We start from the raw sequence: 20,652 nt of genomic DNA on the forward strand, positions 1-20,652 counted from the left end.
ATCGCCACGGCAAATGGACTATATATGGTCCATATTCAGCCCGAGGTATCATCATGCGCTATTCCACACGGATCAAGCCGATCAGCTATTTCAAGGCGAACGCAGCCGAAGTGCTTGCCGACCTGAACGATGGCGCCGAGCCGATGATCCTGACCCAGAATGGCGAAGCGAAGGCAGTCATTCAGGATATCCGCTCCTACGAACAGACGCAGGAAACCCTGGCGATGCTCAAGGTTCTGGCGTTGGGGATGGAAGATATCCGCGCAGGGCGCGTCACCCCACTGGCTGATGTGAAGGAACGGTTGGAAGCACGACGGCGCGAAACCGATGACTGAACCGGCCTACCCCGTCCAACTGGCCGATACTGCCATGGACGATCTTGCCGCCATCCGTTCGCATATTGCAGAACAGCGTTCGCCCGAAGAGGCAGACAGGCTGGTCGATCATTTGCTGGATCGTATGGCAATGTTGCGAACCTTCCCCTTGCGCGGGGGCGTTCCAAACGAACTGGATGCGCTGGGCGTCCGCGATTATCGGCAGTTGCTGTCACGGCCATATCGCATCATCTATCATTTCGACGATAAGGTGGTCGACATCCTCATGATCGCCGACGGTCGCCGTGACATGCAAACTTTATTGACACACAGGCTGCTGGCCAGCGGTCCAAAATAAAAGGCGCCACCCCACCATTTGCGCCGCGCCCTGCGCTCGGCTAGACCGCGCTCATGTCCACGACCTTCACGCTCGACACCGCGACCAGCCGCGCCAACCCCACGCCTTCGCCGATGAAACGCCTGACCGTACCGGCCATCCAGCGGCGCAAGTTCGAAGGCAAGACGCAGGAACCGCTGGTCATGCTGACCGCCTATACCGCGCGTCAGGCCCAGTTGCTCGATCCGCATTGCGACATGCTGCTGGTCGGCGATTCGCTGGGGCAGGTGATTTACGGCCTGCCCTCCACCCTGCCCGTCACGCTCGACATGATGATCGCCCATGGCGCCGCCGTGGTGCGTGGCAGCTATCATAGCGTGGTGCTCGTCGACATGCCCTTCGGCAGCTACGAAGCCTCCCCGCAACAGGCCTTCGCCAGCGCCAGCCGCATCATGGCGGAAACCGGCGCGGCCGGCGTGAAGCTGGAGGGCGGCGTCGCCATGGCGGAAACGATCGGCTTCCTGACCCAGCGCGGCATCCCGGTCATGGCGCATATCGGCCTGACGCCGCAGGCGGTCAACGCGCTGGGCGGCTATGGCGCGCGGGGCAAGACGCAGGAGGAACATGCCAAGATCCTGTCCGACGCCCGCGCCGTGGCGCAGGCCGGCGCTTTCTCGATGGTGATCGAAGGCGTGCTGGAGGATATCGCCAACGCCGTGACCGACAGCGTCGATGTCCCCGTCATCGGCATCGGCGCGTCGGCCCGCTGCGATGGGCAGGTGCTGGTGACGGAAGACATGCTGGGCATGTTCGAACGCACCGCCCGGTTCGTGAAACGCTATGACAATATCGCCGAAACGATCAGCCATGCGGCGCAACGCTACGCCGCCGATGTACGCGACCGCAGCTTTCCGGGCGACGATCAGGTGTATCGACCCAAAATTTGATTTGCCTGTGGCATAAGCACCGCTATTGATCGCGCCTTCCGGCAGAGTTTCTGTTCTATTTCTCGGAGAATGACGTGGCCCTCACGCCGCAAAACAGCGAAGCCTTCATGCGCGAGGTCGACGAAGCCGTCCGCCAGGACCAGCTTCTGACCTTCTGGGAGCGCTATGGCCGCCTGACTCTGGCGCTCGTCGTCCTTGGCCTCGCCGCGTTCGGCGGCTGGCTCTACTGGCAGCATTATAGCAAGACCCAGTCCGAGGCCGTGTCCGAGCAGATGGATACGGTGCTGACGACGGCTGCGGGCGGCGGCACGCCCGACGCCAAGCAGCTGGAAACGCTGACCAAGGCCAGCCAGCCGGGCTATCGCGCCGCTGCCTTGCTCACGCAGGCGGGCGTCGCGTCGCGCAAGGGCGACAGCAAGGGCGCGATCGCGCTCTACGCCGCCATTGCCGCCGACTCGAAACTGGACCAGCCCTATCGCGACCTGGCGCTGATCCGCCAGACCGCGCTGGAGTTTGAAAGCCTCAAGCCCCAGCAGGTCGTCGATCGACTGAAGCCGCTGGCCGTAGAGGGCGCGCCCTGGTTCGGCAGCGCCGGCGAGCTGGTGGCCGTCGCCTATATGAAAATGGGCAAGGCCGACCTGGCCGGTCCGATGTTCGCGGGCCTGGCGAAGGACGCCAATGTGCCCGAATCGATCCGTTCACGCGCCCGTCAGATGGCGGGTGTCATGGGCATCGACGCGGTCGAAATTCCGACCGAAACCACCGAAGGATGATCGAGCGGATGGCAAGCATGAAGATGGGCCGGCTGGTAACGATGGCCGCCATGGTCGCGCTGCTGGCGGGCTGCGGCGTCGTCGGCGGCAAGAAGGGCGGCCCCAAGACCCCCGTGGTCGGCAATCGCGTCTCGATCCTGAGCAACGAACAGGGTGTCGAGGTGGAGCCGAGCCTGGCCGATGTGCCGGTCACCCTGCCCGCCCCCTATGTCAACGATGCCTGGGCGCAGCCGGGCGGCGATCCGTCCAAGACGATGGGCCATGTCTCGCTGGGCGGTTCGCCCAGCCAGGTGTGGAGCAGCAAGATCGAGGGCAGTTCGCCCCAGGCGCGCCTCGCCGCGTCGCCGGTCGTGTCCGGCGGCAAGCTGTTCGTCACCGACGCCGGCGCCCATGTCATCGCGTTCGACGCGGCCAGCGGCTCGAAGCTGTGGCAGACCAACCTGCCATCGGAGGGCAAGGGCAATGGCCGCGCGCTGTTCGGCGGCGGCGTCAGCATATTGGGCGACAAGGTGTTCGCCAGCACGGGCCTGGGCGACGTATTCTCGCTCAACGTCGCCGATGGCGCGATCGTCTGGAAGAAGCATCCGGGCGGCCCGCTGCGCGGCGCACCGACGCTGGAAAACGGCCATGTCTATGTGATGGGGCAGGACAACCAGATTTTCGCCCTGAACCAGAGCGATGGCGAAACCCAATGGACCGACAGCGGTACGTTGCAGGTGACCGGCATCTTCGGCGTGGCAGCGCCGGCCGCGGCGCAGGGCACGGTGATCGCAGGCTACAGCTCGGGTGAAATCAACGCCTATCGCTATGAAAATGGCCGAACATTGTGGGGCGATGCGCTGTCGCGCACCAGCATCTCCACCGCCGTCGCCTCGCTGACGGATATCGACGCCGATCCCGTGATCGACCGTGGCCGGGTGTTCGCCATCGGTCAGGGCGGTCGCATGGCCAGCTACGAACTGACCAGCGGCCAGCGCCTGTGGGAAATCAACATCGCCGGCATTTCGACGCCTGCCGTGGTCGGCGAATGGGTGTTTGCCGTGACGAGCGATGCGCGTCTGCTGTGCGTCGCGCGCGCCACCGGCAAGATCCGCTGGGTCAGCCAGCTGCGCCGCTGGCAAAAGGAAAAGAAGAAGGACAAGGCGATCCGCTGGACCGGCCCGATCCTGGCCGGCGGCCGCCTGATCGTCGTGTCGACGCGCGGCGAAATGGTCTATGTCGATCCGACGACCGGCTCCGTCCAGTCGACCGTCGATATGGGCAAGTCCATGTCGCTGTCCCCCATCGTCGCCAACAACATGCTATATGTGCTGGCCGATGACGGAAAATTGACGGCGTTCCGTTAACGCCGCCATTCATGCTACAGCGTGCTCCTGCGAAGGCAGGTGTCCAGATCCTGCCTTTGGACTGGACTCCTGCCTTCGCAGGAGCATTGCGTTTTTGAAGTGATGCCTGCCCAGGCAGGTGCACGATGTTTTGAATCGGAAGGAATACGGGCATGCTGCCCACGGTAGCTATCGTCGGACGTCCCAATGTGGGCAAGTCCACCCTCTTCAACCGCCTGGTCGGCAAGAAGCTGGCGCTGGTCGACGACCAGCCCGGCGTGACCCGCGACCGGCGTGAGGGGGAGGCAAGCCTGCTCGGCCTCGACTTCACCATCGTCGACACCGCCGGCTATGAGGATGAGGATGCCAACTCCCTGCCCGGCCGGATGCGGATGCAGACCGAAGCCGCCGTCGAGGATTGCGACGTCGCGCTGTTCGTGATCGACGCCCGCGCGGGCATCACCCCGCTGGACGAGGAAATCGCCCGCTGGCTGCGCGCCAATGACGCGCCCGTCATCCTGTTGGCGAACAAGGCCGAGGGCAAGGCCGCCGACGACGGCGTCATGGAATCCTTCAGCCTGGGGCTGGGCGAACCCATTCCCTTTTCCGCCGAACATGGCCAGGGTCTGGCCGACCTGTTCCAGGCGCTTCTGCCCCATCTCGACCGCGAAGAATTTCAGGCCGAAGAGAAGGATTTTTACGAGGATGAGGAAGGCGCACCGCTCAAGCTCGCCATCGTCGGCCGCCCCAATGCGGGCAAGTCCACGCTCATCAACCGGCTGCTGGGCGAAAACCGCCTGCTGACCGGGCCGGAAGCCGGCATCACCCGCGACAGCATCGCCGTCGACTGGATGTGGACCAGCCGTGAAGGGCAGGAACGCCCCGTCCGCCTGATCGACACGGCGGGCATGCGCAAGCGTGCGAAGGTACAGGAAAAGCTGGAAAAGCTGGCGGTATCGGACGGCATCAACGCGGTGAACTTCGCCGAAGTCGTGGTGCTGATGATCGATTCCACCCGCGGGCTGGAGGCGCAGGATCTGCGCATCGCCGACCGCGTGCTGGAGGAAGGCCGCGCCCTGGTCGTCGCGCTCAACAAATGGGATACGGTCGAACATGGTTCGGCGCTCTACCAGGGGATCAAGAAGGCGCTGGACGAAGGATTGGCGCAGGTACGCGGCGTGCCGATCATGACCATTTCCGGGTCCACCGGAAAGGGTCTGGACGACCTGATCCATGTCGCCTTCGAAACGCGGACCGCCTGGTCGCAGCGCGTATCGACCGGCATCCTCAACCGCTGGTTCGAAACCGCGCTGGAGGCCAATCCGCCGCCGGCGCCGGGCGGCAAGCGGATCAAGCTGCGCTACATCACCCAGAACAAGACCCGCCCGCCGACGTTCGTGCTGTTCGGCACGCGCCTCGACGATTTGCCGGAAAGCTATCGCCGCTATCTGGTGAACGGCATCCGCCGGGAACTGGGCTTCGGTGCGGTGCCCGTACGCCTGACGCTGCGCAGCCAGAAAAACCCCTACGCGACCAAATAGGGCCATGGCCTCCGATCCGACGATCGTGAACGCCAGGGGCATGAAATGTCCCTGGCCCGCCCTGCGCGCCGCCCGTGCCCTGCGCGATGCGCGCGCCATCGTGATAGAGGCGGACGACCCGGTCGCCCCGCGCGAACTGGAAGCCCTGGCACAGGCGCAGGGATGGCAGTTTTCCGCGCTCGGCGATCATCGTTTCGCCCTAGAACGGGCCGGCTGAACATCCCGCACGACCGACGGCATCGTCGCCCGTTTTAACCTGCTATTTACCGGCAGCGTCTATGTTTGCTTCGCTAGAATGAAGGAGCGGCACGGGTGTCCCAAGATACCGAACTGGTCAACTGGAGCGAATTTTCGCGCACCCGCGGTGAGTTGGGGACCGCCTTTCTGCGCATCCTTGGCTATTTCCGCGAAGATGGCGTCAAGTCCATCAGCGCTGTCGAAGATGCGTTTCGCGCCCGTAGCGCCGTAGAGCTGATTCGTCCTGCCCATACGCTGAAGGGCGAATCGGCCCAGTTCGGCGCCTATCGCCTGAGCAGCATGGCCGAAGAGATCGAGATGGTGGCCCGCCGCTGTGTCGAAATGCACGAAAGCCCGGATGAACTGATTGAAGTCGTCGTCGCGCTGCGCCCTTGCTTTTCCGAAACCATGGCGTTGCTGGACCGCGACGCCAATCCGCTGGTCGCCCGCCGCCCCACCGGCTTTGGTCGCCGCACCGAAGCCCCCACGCCGACATTCGGCCGGGCCGTTTGATCAGGTCTTGAAGTAAAACCCTTCATGCTCCCATATGGGGGGCATGACCCGTTTTTCCCTGCTCGACCTCGTCCCCGTCCGCGAAGGCGATAGCGTCGCCACGGCGCTTGCCAATGCGGCGGACCTTGCCATCCATGCCGAAGCGCTGGGCTATCATCGCCTCTGGGTGGCCGAACATCATGGCATGGCGGGCATCGCCTCCGCCGCCACGGCGGTCGTGCTGGCCCATATCGGCCAGGCGACATCGACCATCCGCATCGGCGCGGGCGGCATCATGCTGCCCAATCATGCCCCCCTGCTGATCGCGGAGCAGTTCGGCACGCTCGACGCGCTCTTCCCCGGCCGTATCGACCTGGGCCTCGGCCGCGCGCCGGGGTCCGACCAGCGCGTGTCGCAGGCGATCCGCCGCAACCTGTCCGGCGGCCCCGACCAATTCCCGCGCGACGTGATGGAATTGCAGGCCTATTTCGCCAATGACGAACGCCTGTCGATCCAGGCGACGCCCGGCGCCGGCGCGGACGTACCGCTCTGGATCCTCGGCTCCAGCCTCTATGGCGCGCAACTCGCCGCCGCGCTCGGCCTGCCCTACGCCTTCGCATCGCATTTCGCACCGGCCGCGCTGGACGAGGCGATCGAAATCTACCGCCGCGACTTCCGGCCCTCGGCTCAGCTCAAATATCCCTATGTGATGGCCGGCTATAATGTCTTCGCTGCCGATACGCAGGCGGAAGCGCATCTGCTCGCCAGTTCGATGCAGCAGGCTTTCGTGCGATTGCGCACCGGTCAGCCGGGCAAGCTGCAACCGCCTGTGCCGGGATATTATGAAGGCCTGCCGATGCAGGCACAGGCGATGCTGTCCGACGTGCTCAGCGTCTCCAGCATCGGGACGCAGGCGGATGTGGAACGCGACATCGCCGCCTTCCTCCGTCGTACCCAGGCGGACGAGCTGATCCTGACCGGCCAGATTTTCGATCCGGCCGCACGCAAGCACAGCTTCGCCATCGCCATGGCGGCGGCTCAGCAGGTGGCGAGCCGCGAAACCGTCTGAGGTTCAGGCTTTTTTAGCCGGCCGCCACTCAATATGCCGGCGGCGGTCGGCGCAACCCTGCGCAACCCGCCGCCGATCAGCATCACGACGCCCAATATGATGAACGGCTGCGCGACGAGGTAGAAGGGGTAGAAGGGCGAACCCATCCGCCCGAACACGCCGCCCAGCACCGGCCCACCCAGCCAGATCAGGATCAGGTGCGCGCTGAACAGGAAGAAGGCATAGGGCTCGATCCGCAGCAGCACCGCGCGCGCAGGACTGGCCGCCAGCCCCCAGGCAAGACGCCAGAAGGCGACAGCCGCCGCGATCCGCAACGTCAGATCCAGCGCCCGCTGCGCCGCGGGCCAGGCATCGTCGGTGGTGGAAACCGCCACATAAAGCTGCCCCGCCATCAGCAACGCAAATGGCAGGGCCAGCAACAGCATCGGCCGCGCCGCCACGCGTTCCGCCCAGCCGCCACGCTGCGCCAATATGCCGAGCGCGAAGAAGACCAGGATCGATGCCCGCATCAGCACAGGCGGGCCAAAACCGGCAATCTGACATCCGGCGGCAACAAGCGCGATCAGCAGCAACGACCAGTTGGGCAGGCGTACCAGCAGCGGCGCGGCCATCATGCACAGGAACAGGTCGCGCAGGAACGGCATCTGCACATTGATGTCGGGATTGCGGGTAATGATGAAAATCTCGTCGATCGTCCACCACACCGACTGCGGCACCGGTGCGGCCAGCCCCAATTGCCAGGCCGCGCCGGACACCAGCACGATACCGATGATGTTCCACAGCGCCATGGGCAGCAGGATCGTGCGCGCCTTGCGCCGGACATGTTCGCCCCAGTCGCGGGTGCGCCGGCTATTGGCCACCAGCCAGCCGGAGATCAGGCCCAGCAGCGGCACCGCGCTGCGCCCGAACAATTCCATCAACAACCAGCGCAGATTTTCCTGGCCCGTCCCCCGCAGCGCATGCAGCGCCTCTCCATTCATACCCGTCCAGGCATGCACGTAAACGACGCCCAGGATACAGATGACCCTGGCTATCGCGATCGCGTCGGAGCGGCGCGCTCCATCAGGATTGGGGATATCGGGCAAGCGGCCATCCAGATTGTTACGCCTTCTCAATGCCCGAACCTCCTCCCATGTTCCTGCCCGAACATGCATTTGGTCCATATCGGACCCCGGCTCGGCGTCTCTTAACCCTGTCGCTTCATGCTGGCGGGGCGCCCGGTAGCGTGGCGAGCAAGGCAGCTAAGCCAATATTTACCTCTTTTCCCTAGAAGCGGCCTGTTAACCGGAAGCCTTTCCGGTCGAAGGGACGACGAAGGCTCATGACCCATATGCCGGGTGCACAACATTTCACCCCTGCCGCCGCAACGCACGGACATCCCGGCTCGGTCCAATCGATGGGCATGGTGTTCCAGATCGCCGGCTCCAGCTCCAAAGTGCTGATCGACGCGCAGACGCTGGCGATCCTGGGCCAGGATCCCGATCCCTGCATCGCCATGGCGGGCCAGGTCGGCAGCCAGGTGAAGATGCGCGTCGGCAATAGCTGGCTGGTCGCCAGCGTCCGCGCCATGACACTGGATCAGGCGAGCAAGGGCATCGTCGCCGACATCGACTTTCTGGGCGAAGGCGATGAGGAGAAGCTGACCGGTCGCATCTATCGCTTCCGGCGCGGCGTCACCCGCTATCCCACGCCCGGCACCGACATTTTTCCGGTGTCCGGCCATGACATGCAGCAGATCTATGCCGCCGACGACCGCGCCAATGTGGAAATCGGCACCGTCTATCCCACCACGGATACGCGCGCGGCCCTCTATGTCGACTCCATGCTGGGCAAGCATTTCGCGCTGCTCGGCTCCACCGGTACGGGTAAATCGACCAGCGCGGCGCTGATCCTGCACCGCATCTGCGACCTGTCGCCGCAGGGGCATATCGTCATGATCGACCCCCATGGCGAATATGGCGCGGCCTTCGCCACCAACGGCGCAGTCTATGACGTCAGCAACCTGGCCCTGCCCTATTGGCTGATGAATTTCGAGGAACATTGCGAAGTGTTCGTCACCTCCTCCGGCTCCGAACGCACGGTGGACAGCGACATTCTGGCCAAATGCCTGCTCGCGGCGCGTATGAAGAACCGCCTGGCCGAAAGCATCGGGCGCCTGACTGTCGATTCGCCCGTCCCCTATCTGCTGTCGGACCTGACCACCATCTTGCAGAATGAAATGGGCAAGCTGGACAAGGGCACCAATTCGCTGCCCTATATGCGCCTGAAGACCAAGATCGACGAGATCAAGGCCGACCCGCGCTACAGCTTCATGTTTTCGGGCATGCTGGTCGCCGACACGATGCAGGCCTTCCTGGCGAAGATCTTCCGCCTGCCCTCCGACGGCAAGCCTATTTCCATCATCGACGTGTCGGCCATGCCGTCCGACATCACCTCGACCGTCGTGTCGGTGCTGTCGCGGCTGGTTTTCGACTATGCCATCTGGGCGCGCGACGAACCGCAGCGGCCCATCCTCCTCGTCTGCGAAGAGGCGCATCGCTACATCCCCAACACCACCACCGGCAACGGTCAAGCCGTGCGCAAGATATTGGAGAGGATCGCCAAGGAAGGCCGTAAATACGGCATATCGCTGGGCCTCATCACCCAGCGCCCGTCCGACCTTGCCGAAGGCGTGTTGTCGCAATGCGGCACCATCATTTCCATGCGCCTCAACAACGATCGCGATCAGGCCTTCGTGAAGGCCGCCATGCCCGAAGGCGCGCGCGGCTTCCTCGATTCGATCCCCGCGTTGCGCAATCGGGAGGCGATCATCTGCGGCGAAGGCGTCGCCGTGCCGATCCGCGTCGCGCTCGACAATCTGGAAGAACATCGCCGCCCCGCATCGGGCGACCCGAGCTTCACCGAATTGTGGCGGCAGTCCGGCAGCGAAGCCGACATATTGGAACGCACCATCACCCGCTGGCGCAACCAGGGGCGTTAGGAAGAGACGTTAGGCAGGGGCGTCAACCGACCGGCGCGATCCGCCCGGCCGGTTCCGCTTCGCTGTTCACCGCCTCGCGGCATTCCTCTTCATGGACCGGCACCATCAGGCGCGCCTTGCGCCACCCGCCGCGCGCATAGACCGCCCATGCCAGCAGCAGCGCCACCCCCGACCCCACCGGGAAGCTGAGCCACAGCGCGTCCGCGCCCAGCACCGGATAGCCCAGCTCGTAAAAGCCCAGCCGCACCCCGAACAGCGTGAAAGTCAGGATGATCAGCGGCGCCACGACCACCCCATTGGCGCGCATCACCCCGAACAATATCATGGTAACGCCAAAGATCATGAAGCTCCAGCTGGCCAGCAACTGCATGTTCCAGGCCGCGTCGATCGCCGCCTGATTGCTCCCCAGGAACAGGGACAGCAACGACGCATGGAACAGCAGGATGATGACGATCATCGCGCCAGTGATCGCCAGCAGATAGGAAATGCCATAGTCGGCGATCTTGCCGATCCGGTCCCATCGCCCGGCGCCGACATTCTGCGCCGCCATCGCGCTGACCGCCGCGCCCATCGCCATCGCCGGCATCTGCAAATAGGTCCATATCTGCTGCGCCGCGCCATAGGCCGCCGTCACCAGCAGCCCCTCCCGATTGACCAGGCCGATCATCACCAGCCCTGACGCGGACATGACGATCATCTGCAATCCCATCGGCAACCCCTTGGCCACCAGGATGCGCAGCTGGTCGGCGGCCGGCCACAGATAGCGCAATTCCGCGCCGCGCAGCCGCAACGGCATATCCTTGGCATAGATGAAGGCGACCACCCCGATCAGGCTGATGATCCCAGCCGCCGCCGTCGCCGCCGCAGACCCGGCAATGCCATAGGCCGGGATCGGCCCCAGCCCCAGGATCAGCACCGGGTTCAGCACCAGATCGATCGCGACGCTCACGATCATGAAGATCAACGGCGTGCGCGCATCGCCCGCGCCGCGCAGACCCATCATGATCATCACGACCAGCAGGGTCGCAGGCATCGCGAAGAAGATGACGCGCAGATAGACCAGCGCCAGATCATAGGCCTCTGCGGGCGTCGCCAGCATGCGCAGCAGCGCCGGCGCCCCGATCCAGCCCGCAATCGCGACGCCCAGCCCAAGGATCGAACAGAAGCCCACCGCCGATCCGAACGCCCGCCGCGCCGCGTCGATATCCCGCGCACCGACCGACTGGGCGATCACCACGGTCGACGCCATGCCGAAGCCGAACACGACCGAAAACATCAGGAACATGATGATATTGGCGTTCGCGGTAGCCGCCAGCGCCTGCGCGCCCAGAAAGCGCCCGACCCAGATTGCGTTGATCGATCCGTTGAGCGACTGGAGGATGTTTGACGCCAGCGTGGGAATGGCGAACATCAGCAGCGTGGCGCCGATCGGCCCCTGCGTCAGGTCTTTGCTGCCCGGTCTGCTCGCTGCCATGTTCTGTTTCCCTCCACGCAGGCCGATCCAAGGGAGAGACATTCTCTCCCTCCGTTCGCCCTGAGCCTGTCGAAGGGCCGTCCTCTCTCTTCTAAGAGTGGATCAACCTTCGACAAGCACAGCACGAACGATAGTAGCTTTTATGCCCGGCTGTTAGGGGCTTACCTTATCCCAGTCGCTCCAGCGCCGCCTTCAGCCGCTCGGCTTCGGCGGTCTTCTCGGCATGATCTTCACGCGCCTTGGCAACGGCTTCGGGCTTGGCCTTCTCGACGAAGCTGGGGTTGGACAGGCGACCGCCCAGACCATCCCGCTCCTTCTCCGCCGCGGCCAACGCCTTGGCAAGGCGGGTCTTTTCTGCCGCGATGTCGATCACGCCTTCCAGCGGCAGGATGAAGGTCGCCTCATCCACCACGATCTGCGCTGCGCCGCCCGCCGGCGGTTCGCCAAAGGTCAGGCTTTCGACCCGGCCGAGCCGCGCCAGCGCCACACCCTGACGATCGAGGCGGCGATGCGTCTCTTCCGATCCGTCGCGCACCACCATCGGCAGCTTCGCACCGGGCGGTACGTTGAGTTCGGTCCGCGCGGTGCGGATCGCACTCACCAGCCGGATCAGCCAGTCGATCTCCGCCTGCGCATCGCTATCCACGGCGGCCAGCGCCTGCGGCCACTGCGCCACGATCAACTCGTTGGACCGCTCGCCGGTCAGGTGCCACAATTCTTCGGTGATGAACGGCATGAAGGGATGCAGCATCACCAAAATCTGGTCGAACGCCCATCCCGCGACGGCGCGCGTCTCTTCGTCCATCGCGCCCTTGGTCAGTTCGATATACCAGTCGCAAAACTGGTCCCACACGAAATGATAGATGGCGTTGGCGGCCGCGTCGAAGCGCAGTTCGACCATCGCCGTGTCAATCGCCTGCACGGTCGCGACCGTCTCCGCGATGATCCAGCGGTTGACCGGCAATGCGGCATGGGGCGCTTCATGACTGGTCGAGGCCGTGACGCCATTCGACTGGAGGAAGCGCGCGGCGTTCCACAGCTTCGTCGCGAAGTTGCGGTACCCCTCGACCCGCTTCTCATCCATCTTCACGTCGCGGCCCTGGCTTTCCATCGCCGCCATGAAGAAGCGCAGCGCATCCGCGCCGAACTTGTCGATCAGGCCCAGCGGATCGACCACATTGCCCTTGGACTTGGACATTTTCTGCCCGTCGGCCGCGCGGACCAGACCGTGGAGATAGAGTTTCTTCCACGGGGCCTCACCCATGAACTCCATCCCCTGCATCGCCATGCGCGCGTCCCAGAAGAACAGGATATCGAAGCCGGAAATCAGCAGATCATTGGGATAATGGCGAGAGAGCTTCTCGCTCTGCTCCGGCCAGCCCAGCGTTCCGAACGGCCACAGCGCGGAGGAGAACCAGGTGTCGAGGACGTCATCATCACGAACAATGTCCAGCTTCAGCGTATTTTCTGTCTCTAAGCCACGCTTAAGAAAATCTTCGGTGCTGCCATAAACTTCGAAATCCGCAGTTTCACCATAATATGCCCGCAACTGTTGCAGGAGATCTTGCTCGCCTTCAGCAACGAAAGGAACAGGGCGAACGGAATGTTCATCCGGCTCTTCTCCGAGACGCGCAGGCCCAAACCATGCCGGGATCTGATGCCCCCACCACAATTGGCGCGACACGCACCAGGGCTGGATATTCTCCATCCAGTTGAAGAAGGTCTTTTCCCATGTCTTGGGCACGATCTCGATCGCGCCGTCGCGCACGGCCTGCATCGGCGCCACCGCAAGCTTTTCGGCATCGACATACCATTGGTCGGTCAGCCAGGGTTCGATGACCACGTTGGACCGGTCGCCGAACGGCGTCTGGATCGTGCGCGGCTCGAAATCGGCGACGACGTCCTCGCCTTCCTTGTTCTTCGTGACATGGGGGACGAGGAAGCCGAGCGCCTTCATCTCCGCCACCACGGCCTCGCGGGCGCCGTCCAGCCCGTCATGCCGGAAACGGTGCAGCCCGATGAAGCGATCGGGGATCAGCCCGTCGGCGGTCTGCACGACATTGGCGTCGGCATCGAACATGTTCAGCATGTCGCCAGCCTTGAAGCCCGCACGCTTGCCCACGTCGAAATCGTTGAAATCATGCCCCGGCGTGATCTTGACCGCGCCGGTGCCCAGCGCCGGATCGGCATGTTCGTCGGCCACGATCCTGAACCGGCGGCCGGTGATGGGCTGGAGAATCTCCTTGCCGATGACGGCCTTGTAGCGCTCGTCGTCGGGATGCACGGCGATCGCCATGTCGGCCAGCATCGTTTCCGGCCGGGTCGTCGCGACGACGATATGGTCGCTGCCGTCCGCCAGAGTGACGCCATCGGCCAGCGGATAGCGGAAGCGCCAGAAGCCGCCTTTCGTCTCCACCGTCTCGACCTCAAGGTCGGAGATTGCGGAGCGGAAATGCGGGTCCCAGTTCACCAGCCTTTTGTCGCGATAGAGCAGGCCCCGCTTGTGCAGTTCCACGAAGGTCTTCACGACCGCCTTCGAAAAGCCCTCGTCCATGGTGAAGCGCTCGTTCGCCCAGTCCATGGAGCAGCCCAGCCGCCGCAGCTGGCCGGTAATGGTGCCGCCGCTCTCGGACTTCCATTCCCAGACCTTCTCGACAAATTGTTCGCGGGTGAAATCGGTGCGCTTCTGCTGCTTGGCGTTCAACTGCCGCTCGACCACCATCTGCGTCGCGATGCCCGCATGGTCGGTGCCGACCACCCACAACGCATCCTTGCCGCGCAGCCGCTCGTACCGGATCACGATATCCTGCAAGGTGTTGTCGAGCGCATGGCCGATATGCAGGCTGCCCGTAACGTTGGGCGGCGGGTTCACGATGGTGAAGGGCACCGCGTCCGGTCGTTCGGGACGGAACAGGCCGTTCGCCTCCCAATGGGCGTACCAGCGGGATTCGATATCGGCGGGGTCGAAGGTTTTGGGCAGTTCGGTCATGGTTGCGCTTTAACGGCTGGGGCGCGACACGCAAGAGAGGCAACGCGTCAGATCAGGCTAACCATGACCTCCTGCGGCAATCCCGACCGGATGGTGATGCCGCCATCGCCCTTGCGCGCCACCAGTTGCGGTTCGGACAGGCTATTGTCGAAAATCCAGGCCCTGTCCGCCCGGTCGAAGAACCAGCGCAGTTGCGCGAAAGACCGCGCCCGGCGCGCCGCCACCTTGTCCGGCGGCACATCATGGCCACCCTTGGCCACGCGATAGGCGATCCGTTCCAACTGCCGCTCGACCGAATCCAGATAGACATAGATCAGCAGAATCTCGAAGTCCTTGCACTGGGCCTTCTCCACCAGCCGGCGATATTTGGGACTGGAAAGGACGGTTTCGACGCCGATCGTCTGATGCACATCGATGGAGGCATCGAGCCATGCCTCGATCCGCTGCACCGCCGCCAGATTGGCCGCTTCCTGATCCAGGTTTTCGCCATCGCGCAGGCGTACCGTCAGCAGATCGGGATTGATGATCCACACGGACCCATCGAATTCGGCCACATCGCTGCGCCCATAAGCGGAACTTTTGCCGCAGCCGTTCGGCCCCGCCACGATCCACAGGCGCGGGCGGGCATGGCCCTTCCCGCTCAATCCTTCGCCTTGATCGCGCGATTCTCTTCCCGCGCCTTGCGCACACTCGCCTTGAACGAGGCCAGAAACTCCGCGCCGAAATTGGGACTGTCGGCATCGACCACGCGCAGCTTCACGACCTTCCCGTCCTTGTGGACGGTGCGGTATTTCGGCTTGCCCGGCTTGCCGAGGTCGATGGGACCATCGACGATATCGACCTTCATCTTTGCCATGGGGTCAATATAGCAGGCCGGGCGATCTGCTCAAAGGGTCATTTCCCCGTCCACTTGTCCAGCCAGCCCAGCGCCTCGCCATACCATTGCAGCGAGTTTTTCGGCTTCAGCACCCAATGATTCTCGTCCGGAAACACCAGCAGCTTCGATGCTATGTCGCGCCGCTGGAGCGCGGTGAAGGCGGCCAGCCCCTGCGTATAAGGAATGCGGAAATCCTTCTCGCCCGTCACCACCAGCATCGGCGTCTTCCACGCCGCGACATGATTGACCGGGTTCCATTTCTCGAACTCTTCGGGCTTCTCATAATAGGGGCCGCCATGCTCCCATTCATCGAACCACAATTCCTCGGTTTCATACGCCATGGCGCGCGCGTCGAAGACGCCGTCATGCTGGACGATGCACTTGAACCCGTCGGCCCATAGCCCCTCGATCCAGTTCATCATGTAACCGCCATAGCTGGCGCCCAGCGCGCAGGCATTGCCCGCGTCGACTTCGGCATCCTTGGCCGCAGCCGCCGCCAGCCCCAGCTTCAGGTCTTCGAGCGGCTTGCCGCCCCAATCCTTGTTGATGGCGTCGGTGAAGGCCTGACCATATCCCGTGCTGCCATGGAAATCGACGATCACAGCCGCATAGCCATGCGCCGCGAACGCCTTGGGATTCCAGCGATAGGACCAGCTGTCGTTAAAACTGCCCTGCGGCCCGCCATGCACCAGGAAGGCGACCGGCCGCTTGTTCACCGTGCCGCTGGCGGACGGGTTGAGCGGCTTGACGATCTGCCCCCACACCGTGTCGCCATTGGCGCCCTTGAAGCTGAACCGCTCCACCGACACGTCATCCACCCCGGCCAGCTTGGCCGCGTTCACATCGGTCAGGCGGACCGGCTTTCCTTTAGCCGGCATCTTCCAGAAATCGGCGGGCGACTGGATGCTGTCCATCGCATAGACGAAGCCGCCCTGCGGCAAGGGCACGACGCTCCCCGCATGCCCCTTCTGCGTCAGGCGCACCAGCTTGCCCGACGCGGCATCGACCCGGAACACCGGATTGTCGAGCACGTCATTGGCCGTGACCAGCAGCCCCTTGCCATTGGCTTCCCAGGCGATCGACGCCACCGACCGGTCCCATCCTTCCGTCAGCGCCTTCGTCGCGCCAGTCGCGATGTTGCGCAGCATCAGCACCTGCCGGTCCGCTTCATAGCCGGGCCGCTTCATCGCGACATAGGCCAGCCATTTGCCGTCCGGAGACACGGTCGGCAGCGTATCGGTCGCATCATTGGCTTGCGTCAGGTTGACCGGCGCCGCGCTGCCATCGGCAACCACGGAGAAGATGTCGAGATTGGTCGACAGCGGTTCGATTCGCCCCGCCTCCCGCAACGCAAAGAACAGCGTCTTGCCATCCTTGCTCCACGCGACTTCCTCCGCGCCACCAAAGGGCTTTGACGGACTATCGCCGACCAGTGCGCCCATGACCGACACGGCGGGGCCGCCGGCGACCGGCATGACGAAGATCTGCGATCGCTGGCCGTCCGCCCATGTATCCCAATGGCGCACGAACAACTGGTCGTAGACACGGCCCGACCCCGCATCCTTGGGCGCGTCCGCCTTCACATCGTCGATCGTCTTCGCGCCCACCGGCCGATCGGCCCACAACGCGACCTTGCTGCCATCGGGGCTGAGCAGGAAACCGCTGATACCGCCCGGCGCCTTGCTGATCTGCACCGGCTCGCCACCACTCAGCGCCACGCGCCACAACTGGTCGTCGCCGCTGGCGTTGGACTGAAAATAGAGCGCCGATCCATCGGACGAAAAAACCGGCGACGCCTCATTCTTGTCGGGCTTCGACGCGATCAGCCTGGGTGCCTGCCCGACCTTGCCGATGTCCAGCAGATAGAGGTCCGTCCGCCCCTTGTTCGCTGCAAGATCGGTGCTGCGCAACTGATAGGCCATCCATTTGCCATCCGGCGACACCGCAGGCGCGCCGATACGGTCCAGCCCCACCATGTCGGCGGGCGTGAACGGACGCGCCAGTGCGGGCGCGGCGGCCAGAGCCATCGCGCCGACGGCTGCGAGCAAAAATCTCTTCATGAAAATCACCCCTGGATCGAACAGTCCAACATCGTGCAGGCGGCGCGCGATCGGCGCCGTCAGGATGCCAAGGGTCTAGGCCGCCGCGAAAGCGACCGCAAGAACGCGAATCAGCGCCCGGTGATGCGCGCGATTTCCTTCGCCACCATCTCTTCGACCATCGAAGGCAGGCGCGTATCGAGCCATTCCTTCAACATGGGCTTGAGCATCGCGCGCACCAGCCCTTCCAGCGTATTGTCGCCGCCATCCTTGGGCGTGACCAGCATGGAGGACAGCGCAGACAGCGAATGGCGCGCGGCGACTTCGCTCTCCACCGACAGGATCGAATCGTCGGTATCCGTCTCGGCGACGGGTGCGGTCTTGGGCGTGGCTTTGAGGGCGGGCACGGCTTCCTCCTCCGCAATTTCGTCGGTCAGTTCCAATACTTCTTCGACGACGGGTTCGATATGGACCGGCTCCACCGGCGCGGGCGCGGCCTTCGCTTCGGCCCGCATACGGCGGGGCGCGGCCTGAACCGCTTCCTCGCCCTCTTCGGCGATGATCCGCTTGATGGAGGAGAGTATCTCTTCCATCGAGGGTTCCTTGGTCATGTCACCCATGGATAGTCCCCGTCCAACCCGCATTGCGCATCCTTAACCGTTAAAATTACCCAGCCGGGTTAACAAGCGGTTAAGGCTGCTTTGTGCCCGGTGCGACATTGGCGTTTTGCGCAGGCGTGTCAACGGTCCGCGTGGCGACCGGCGCGGGCTTGCCGTCGAAACCCCAGTCCAGCCACTTGCCCTTCACCCGCTCATAATTGACCATCGGGTCATAGAGCGTGCCGCTATCCAGGCCCAGATCGCCTGCTTCGGCATGGCCCATGGCCGCCAAAACACTGAAACCCGCGACATAGGCGTTGCGCTGCGCCGTCACCAGCAACACCTTGGCATTGAGCGCTTCCTGCTCGGCATTCAGGATATCGAGGATGGTGCGGCTGCCCACGCTATTTTCCGCGCGCACGCCTTCCAAGGACAGATCCGCGGCTTCCACCGCCTTCTGATTCGATACGATGCTCTCCAACGACGCCTGCCAGCTGGCATAGGCGGCACGCGTCTGGGAAATGACGCTGCGCTCCACCTCGATCTCACGCTCGATCGCCTGCGATTCGAGCGCCTGATTCTGGCGCACCTGCGCGGCGGGCCGGCCGCCCTGATAGAGCGGGATGCTGAGCTGCACGCCGGCGGCGGCCTGCTTGTTGATCTGCGGCCCTTCGACCGCATTGCCCTGCGCATCCTGCGCGGTGCCGCCCAGCGTATGGAGATAATTGGTATAGCCCGCCTGGGTGAAGCCGGTGACGGTCGGCAGGCGGCCTGCCCGCGCCACCTTCACATCATAGCCCGCCGCGATCCGGCTCTGCTTGGCCGCCAATATGTCGGGATTGTCGTTGAGCGCGACCTGCACCGCGATCTGCGGCGTGGCAGGCAGACCCGGCAGTGCGGGCGGCGCATCCAGCGTGCCGGCCGCCTCACCCACCAGCGCCAGATAATTTTCGCGACTCGACACCAGATTGGCTTCGGCCGTCTGAAGGTCCGACCGGGCGATCGCCAGGCGCGACTGCGACTGCGCCACGTCGGTGCGCGTCACGTCGCCGACCTCGAACCGGTCGTTGGTCGCCTGAAGATTGACCTCCAGCGCCTTCACATTGGACTGGTTGAGCGACAGCACCGCATTGTCGCGCAGCACGTCCATATAGGCCGCGACCACCTGCGAAAAGATGCTGGCCTCGGTCCCGCGAAGATTGGCTTGGCCTGCTTCGACCCGGACCTTGGCCGCCTTCACGCCGTTGCGCACCGCGCCGCCGGAATAGATGGGCACGTTCAGGCTGGCCTGCGCATTCACCGTGCGCTGCGGCGATGTGAAGCTGATCGTGGGCTTCAATACGCTTTCGGAAAAGCTGCCGGTCACGTCCGCATTGGGGCGGCCGGCGGCCTTCTGGATCGGCACATTCTCGTCCGTCGCCCGCTGGCCGGCACGCGCGCCGGTCAGCGTCGGGTTGGACGTATAGGCCTTGGCCAGCGCGCCCTGAAGCGTCTCGGCCTGCGCCGCACCCGCCAAGGGGCCGGAAAGGGCGGAGGACAGCAACAGCAAAGCGGCTGCGGCATGATGCCGATACAATATGCGCTTCGCCGTCATCTATCCCCGCCCATCATATTTCAGAACACAAAAGCCTTCGGTGCGCCGAACCCCGGCAACACCACCATTTCGATATCGACCAGGCTGTTGAGGCCCAGCGCCCCAGCAACCACCCGGCCGCTGCTCAGGCGCGTGACGCCGCGATCCGCGACGCCCGTCACCACGCGGGCGTCCTCGGCAAGTTGCTGAACGAGCGTTGCGGGGACTTCCTCCACCGCGCCGTCGATGAAAAGCACGTCATAGGGCGCGCCATCGGCCGCGCCTGCATTCAACGCGCCGCGTACGACGGTGATGCCGGGCACCGCGATCTCCAGAACGCCCTCTTCCTCGACCGCCGTCACCACCGCGCCCATGTCCACCAGCAAAGCGGCGGCATAGCCGGTGGCGGCGCCGATCAGCAGCACCTTGTCGCCCGGCGCGATCTGCGCCTCGGTCAGCAGGCGGCCGGTGACCAGCGGCGGGTTGAGCGCACGGCCGCCCGCCAGCGGGATCGGCCGATCGACATAGGCCATGGACCGGCGTTCTGCGGGCACATAGGCTTCGCGCGGCACCTTGGCCATCGCGGCGATCACGCGCTGATCATCAACGTCGCTGGTGCGCAACTGGCTCTCGACCATGGCGGTTCGCATCGAAGAATAATTCTGCTCGGTCACGATAGTTCTCGCTTGATCCAGTGGGCTTGGCACAACTGTATTGGCAATGCAATACACTAAGCATGTCATCGGACCTCTAAATCAGCATGCGCCCCGCGCCAAGCGGCTTTGCGCGGCATGACCCAAGATTCTTGACGCTATGACGACAGTGGCGGCTTGACTTTGCGTCCAAAGCCGCACATCTGCGGCGTCCCACGCCGAGGCCCGATGGCGGAGTGGTGACGCAGAGGATTGCAAATCCTTGCACGCCGGTTCGATTCCGGCTCGGGCCTCCAAATCTGTTCGCGTGGCTGCGACTCTCATTTGCATCATCGACCATGGCAGCCGGGCATGCCGGGCGATGGAGTCGCGCGGGCGATTGTCGGCCTGACGGGATTTATCCCTTGCCTTGCCCCATCGGCTTCCGGCATGC

At 64.1% G+C, this 20,652-nt stretch carries 19 protein-coding genes and 1 tRNA gene; 11 read left to right on the top strand and 9 right to left on the bottom strand.

Annotation, left to right across the window (positions count from 1 at the left end; genetic code table 11):
- Nucleotides 1–53 precede the first annotated feature (53 nt).
- From F4U94_RS02715 to F4U94_RS02755, 9 genes are all read left to right on the top strand, one after another.
- Nucleotides 54–335 (top strand): type II toxin-antitoxin system Phd/YefM family antitoxin, encoded by a 282-nt coding sequence (locus tag F4U94_RS02715; protein ID WP_120249314.1) that lies wholly within the window; start codon nucleotides 54–56, stop codon nucleotides 333–335.
- A complete protein-coding gene (locus tag F4U94_RS02720) occupies nucleotides 328–672 on the top strand; it encodes a type II toxin-antitoxin system RelE/ParE family toxin (RefSeq protein ID WP_120249313.1) in 345 nt (114 codons plus the stop codon). The genes F4U94_RS02715 and F4U94_RS02720 overlap by 8 nt, the downstream gene beginning before the upstream one ends.
- A 53-nt stretch (nucleotides 673–725) precedes the next feature.
- Nucleotides 726–1,598 (top strand): 3-methyl-2-oxobutanoate hydroxymethyltransferase, encoded by an 873-nt coding sequence (panB, locus tag F4U94_RS02725; protein WP_120249312.1) that lies wholly within the window; start codon nucleotides 726–728, stop codon nucleotides 1,596–1,598.
- 74 nt (nucleotides 1,599–1,672) lie between these two features.
- On the top strand, nucleotides 1,673–2,371 hold the full coding sequence (locus F4U94_RS02730) for a tetratricopeptide repeat protein (RefSeq protein WP_120249311.1): 699 nt from the start codon (nucleotides 1,673–1,675) through the stop codon (nucleotides 2,369–2,371).
- 8 nt (nucleotides 2,372–2,379) lie between these two features.
- Nucleotides 2,380–3,717: an outer membrane protein assembly factor BamB family protein gene (locus tag F4U94_RS02735; RefSeq protein ID WP_232015798.1), complete on the top strand. Its 1,338-nt coding sequence runs from the start codon at nucleotides 2,380–2,382 to the stop codon at nucleotides 3,715–3,717.
- A gap of 152 nt (nucleotides 3,718–3,869) precedes the next feature.
- The gene (gene der / locus F4U94_RS02740; protein WP_120249310.1) at nucleotides 3,870–5,237 is read left to right on the top strand and encodes a ribosome biogenesis GTPase Der; all 1,368 of its coding nucleotides are present in this window, start codon (nucleotides 3,870–3,872) and stop codon (nucleotides 5,235–5,237) included.
- Nucleotides 5,238–5,241: 4 nt separating this feature from the next.
- Complete coding sequence (locus F4U94_RS02745) at nucleotides 5,242–5,454, top strand: sulfurtransferase TusA family protein (RefSeq protein ID WP_120249309.1); 213 nt, start codon at nucleotides 5,242–5,244, stop codon at nucleotides 5,452–5,454.
- Between the two features lie 95 nt (nucleotides 5,455–5,549).
- Complete coding sequence (locus tag F4U94_RS02750) at nucleotides 5,550–5,987, top strand: Hpt domain-containing protein (RefSeq protein WP_120249308.1); 438 nt, start codon at nucleotides 5,550–5,552, stop codon at nucleotides 5,985–5,987.
- A 43-nt stretch (nucleotides 5,988–6,030) separates the two neighbouring features.
- Complete coding sequence (locus F4U94_RS02755) at nucleotides 6,031–7,035, top strand: LLM class flavin-dependent oxidoreductase (RefSeq protein WP_120249307.1); 1,005 nt, start codon at nucleotides 6,031–6,033, stop codon at nucleotides 7,033–7,035.
- On the opposite strand, the gene F4U94_RS02760 is transcribed toward F4U94_RS02755, so the two are convergent.
- Nucleotides 7,005–8,120, bottom strand: a complete 1,116-nt coding sequence (locus tag F4U94_RS02760) for an acyltransferase family protein (protein WP_232016131.1) — start codon at nucleotides 8,118–8,120, stop codon at nucleotides 7,005–7,007. The two genes, F4U94_RS02755 and F4U94_RS02760, sit on opposite strands and share 31 nt — an antisense overlap.
- A gap of 236 nt (nucleotides 8,121–8,356) precedes the next feature.
- Here F4U94_RS02760 and F4U94_RS02765 point away from each other — a divergent pair, with 236 nt between their 5' ends.
- The gene (locus tag F4U94_RS02765) at nucleotides 8,357–10,015 is read left to right on the top strand and encodes an ATP-binding protein (protein ID WP_197716415.1); all 1,659 of its coding nucleotides are present in this window, start codon (nucleotides 8,357–8,359) and stop codon (nucleotides 10,013–10,015) included.
- 22 nt (nucleotides 10,016–10,037) lie between these two features.
- Here the strand turns inward: F4U94_RS02765 and F4U94_RS02770 are convergent, their stop codons facing one another.
- The 8 genes from F4U94_RS02770 to F4U94_RS02805 form a co-directional block, all read right to left on the bottom strand.
- Entirely contained in the window at nucleotides 10,038–11,489 is a 1,452-nt protein-coding gene (locus tag F4U94_RS02770; RefSeq protein WP_120249304.1) for an MATE family efflux transporter, read from the bottom strand.
- A 166-nt stretch (nucleotides 11,490–11,655) separates the two neighbouring features.
- Nucleotides 11,656–14,478: a valine--tRNA ligase gene (locus F4U94_RS02775; RefSeq protein WP_120249303.1), complete on the bottom strand. Its 2,823-nt coding sequence runs from the start codon at nucleotides 14,476–14,478 to the stop codon at nucleotides 11,656–11,658.
- 47 nt (nucleotides 14,479–14,525) lie between these two features.
- Complete coding sequence (locus F4U94_RS02780) at nucleotides 14,526–15,122, bottom strand: ATPase (RefSeq protein WP_120249302.1); 597 nt, start codon at nucleotides 15,120–15,122, stop codon at nucleotides 14,526–14,528.
- On the bottom strand, nucleotides 15,119–15,334 hold the full coding sequence (locus F4U94_RS02785) for a hypothetical protein (protein ID WP_120249301.1): 216 nt from the start codon (nucleotides 15,332–15,334) through the stop codon (nucleotides 15,119–15,121). The genes F4U94_RS02780 and F4U94_RS02785 overlap by 4 nt, the downstream gene beginning before the upstream one ends.
- Nucleotides 15,335–15,372: 38 nt before the next feature.
- Nucleotides 15,373–17,415 carry an alpha/beta hydrolase family protein gene (locus F4U94_RS02790; RefSeq protein ID WP_120249300.1) on the bottom strand — a complete coding sequence of 681 codons (2,043 nt, stop codon included), beginning with the start codon at nucleotides 17,413–17,415 and terminating at the stop codon, nucleotides 15,373–15,375.
- Between the two features lie 110 nt (nucleotides 17,416–17,525).
- Entirely contained in the window at nucleotides 17,526–18,014 is a 489-nt protein-coding gene (locus F4U94_RS02795; protein WP_120249299.1) for a DUF2497 domain-containing protein, read from the bottom strand.
- A 70-nt stretch (nucleotides 18,015–18,084) separates the two neighbouring features.
- The gene (locus tag F4U94_RS02800) at nucleotides 18,085–19,587 is read right to left on the bottom strand and encodes a TolC family outer membrane protein (RefSeq protein WP_120249298.1); all 1,503 of its coding nucleotides are present in this window, start codon (nucleotides 19,585–19,587) and stop codon (nucleotides 18,085–18,087) included.
- 20 nt (nucleotides 19,588–19,607) lie between these two features.
- Entirely contained in the window at nucleotides 19,608–20,240 is a 633-nt protein-coding gene (locus tag F4U94_RS02805; RefSeq protein ID WP_120249297.1) for a protein-L-isoaspartate O-methyltransferase family protein, read from the bottom strand.
- A gap of 201 nt (nucleotides 20,241–20,441) precedes the next feature.
- On the opposite strand from F4U94_RS02805, the gene F4U94_RS02810 reads away from it, so the two are divergent.
- Nucleotides 20,442–20,515 (top strand) — tRNA-Cys (locus tag F4U94_RS02810).
- Nucleotides 20,516–20,652: the final 137 nt, after the last annotated feature.

Source organism: Sphingobium limneticum (assembly GCF_008710155.1).
Classification (GTDB): domain Bacteria; phylum Pseudomonadota; class Alphaproteobacteria; order Sphingomonadales; family Sphingomonadaceae; genus Sphingobium; species Sphingobium limneticum.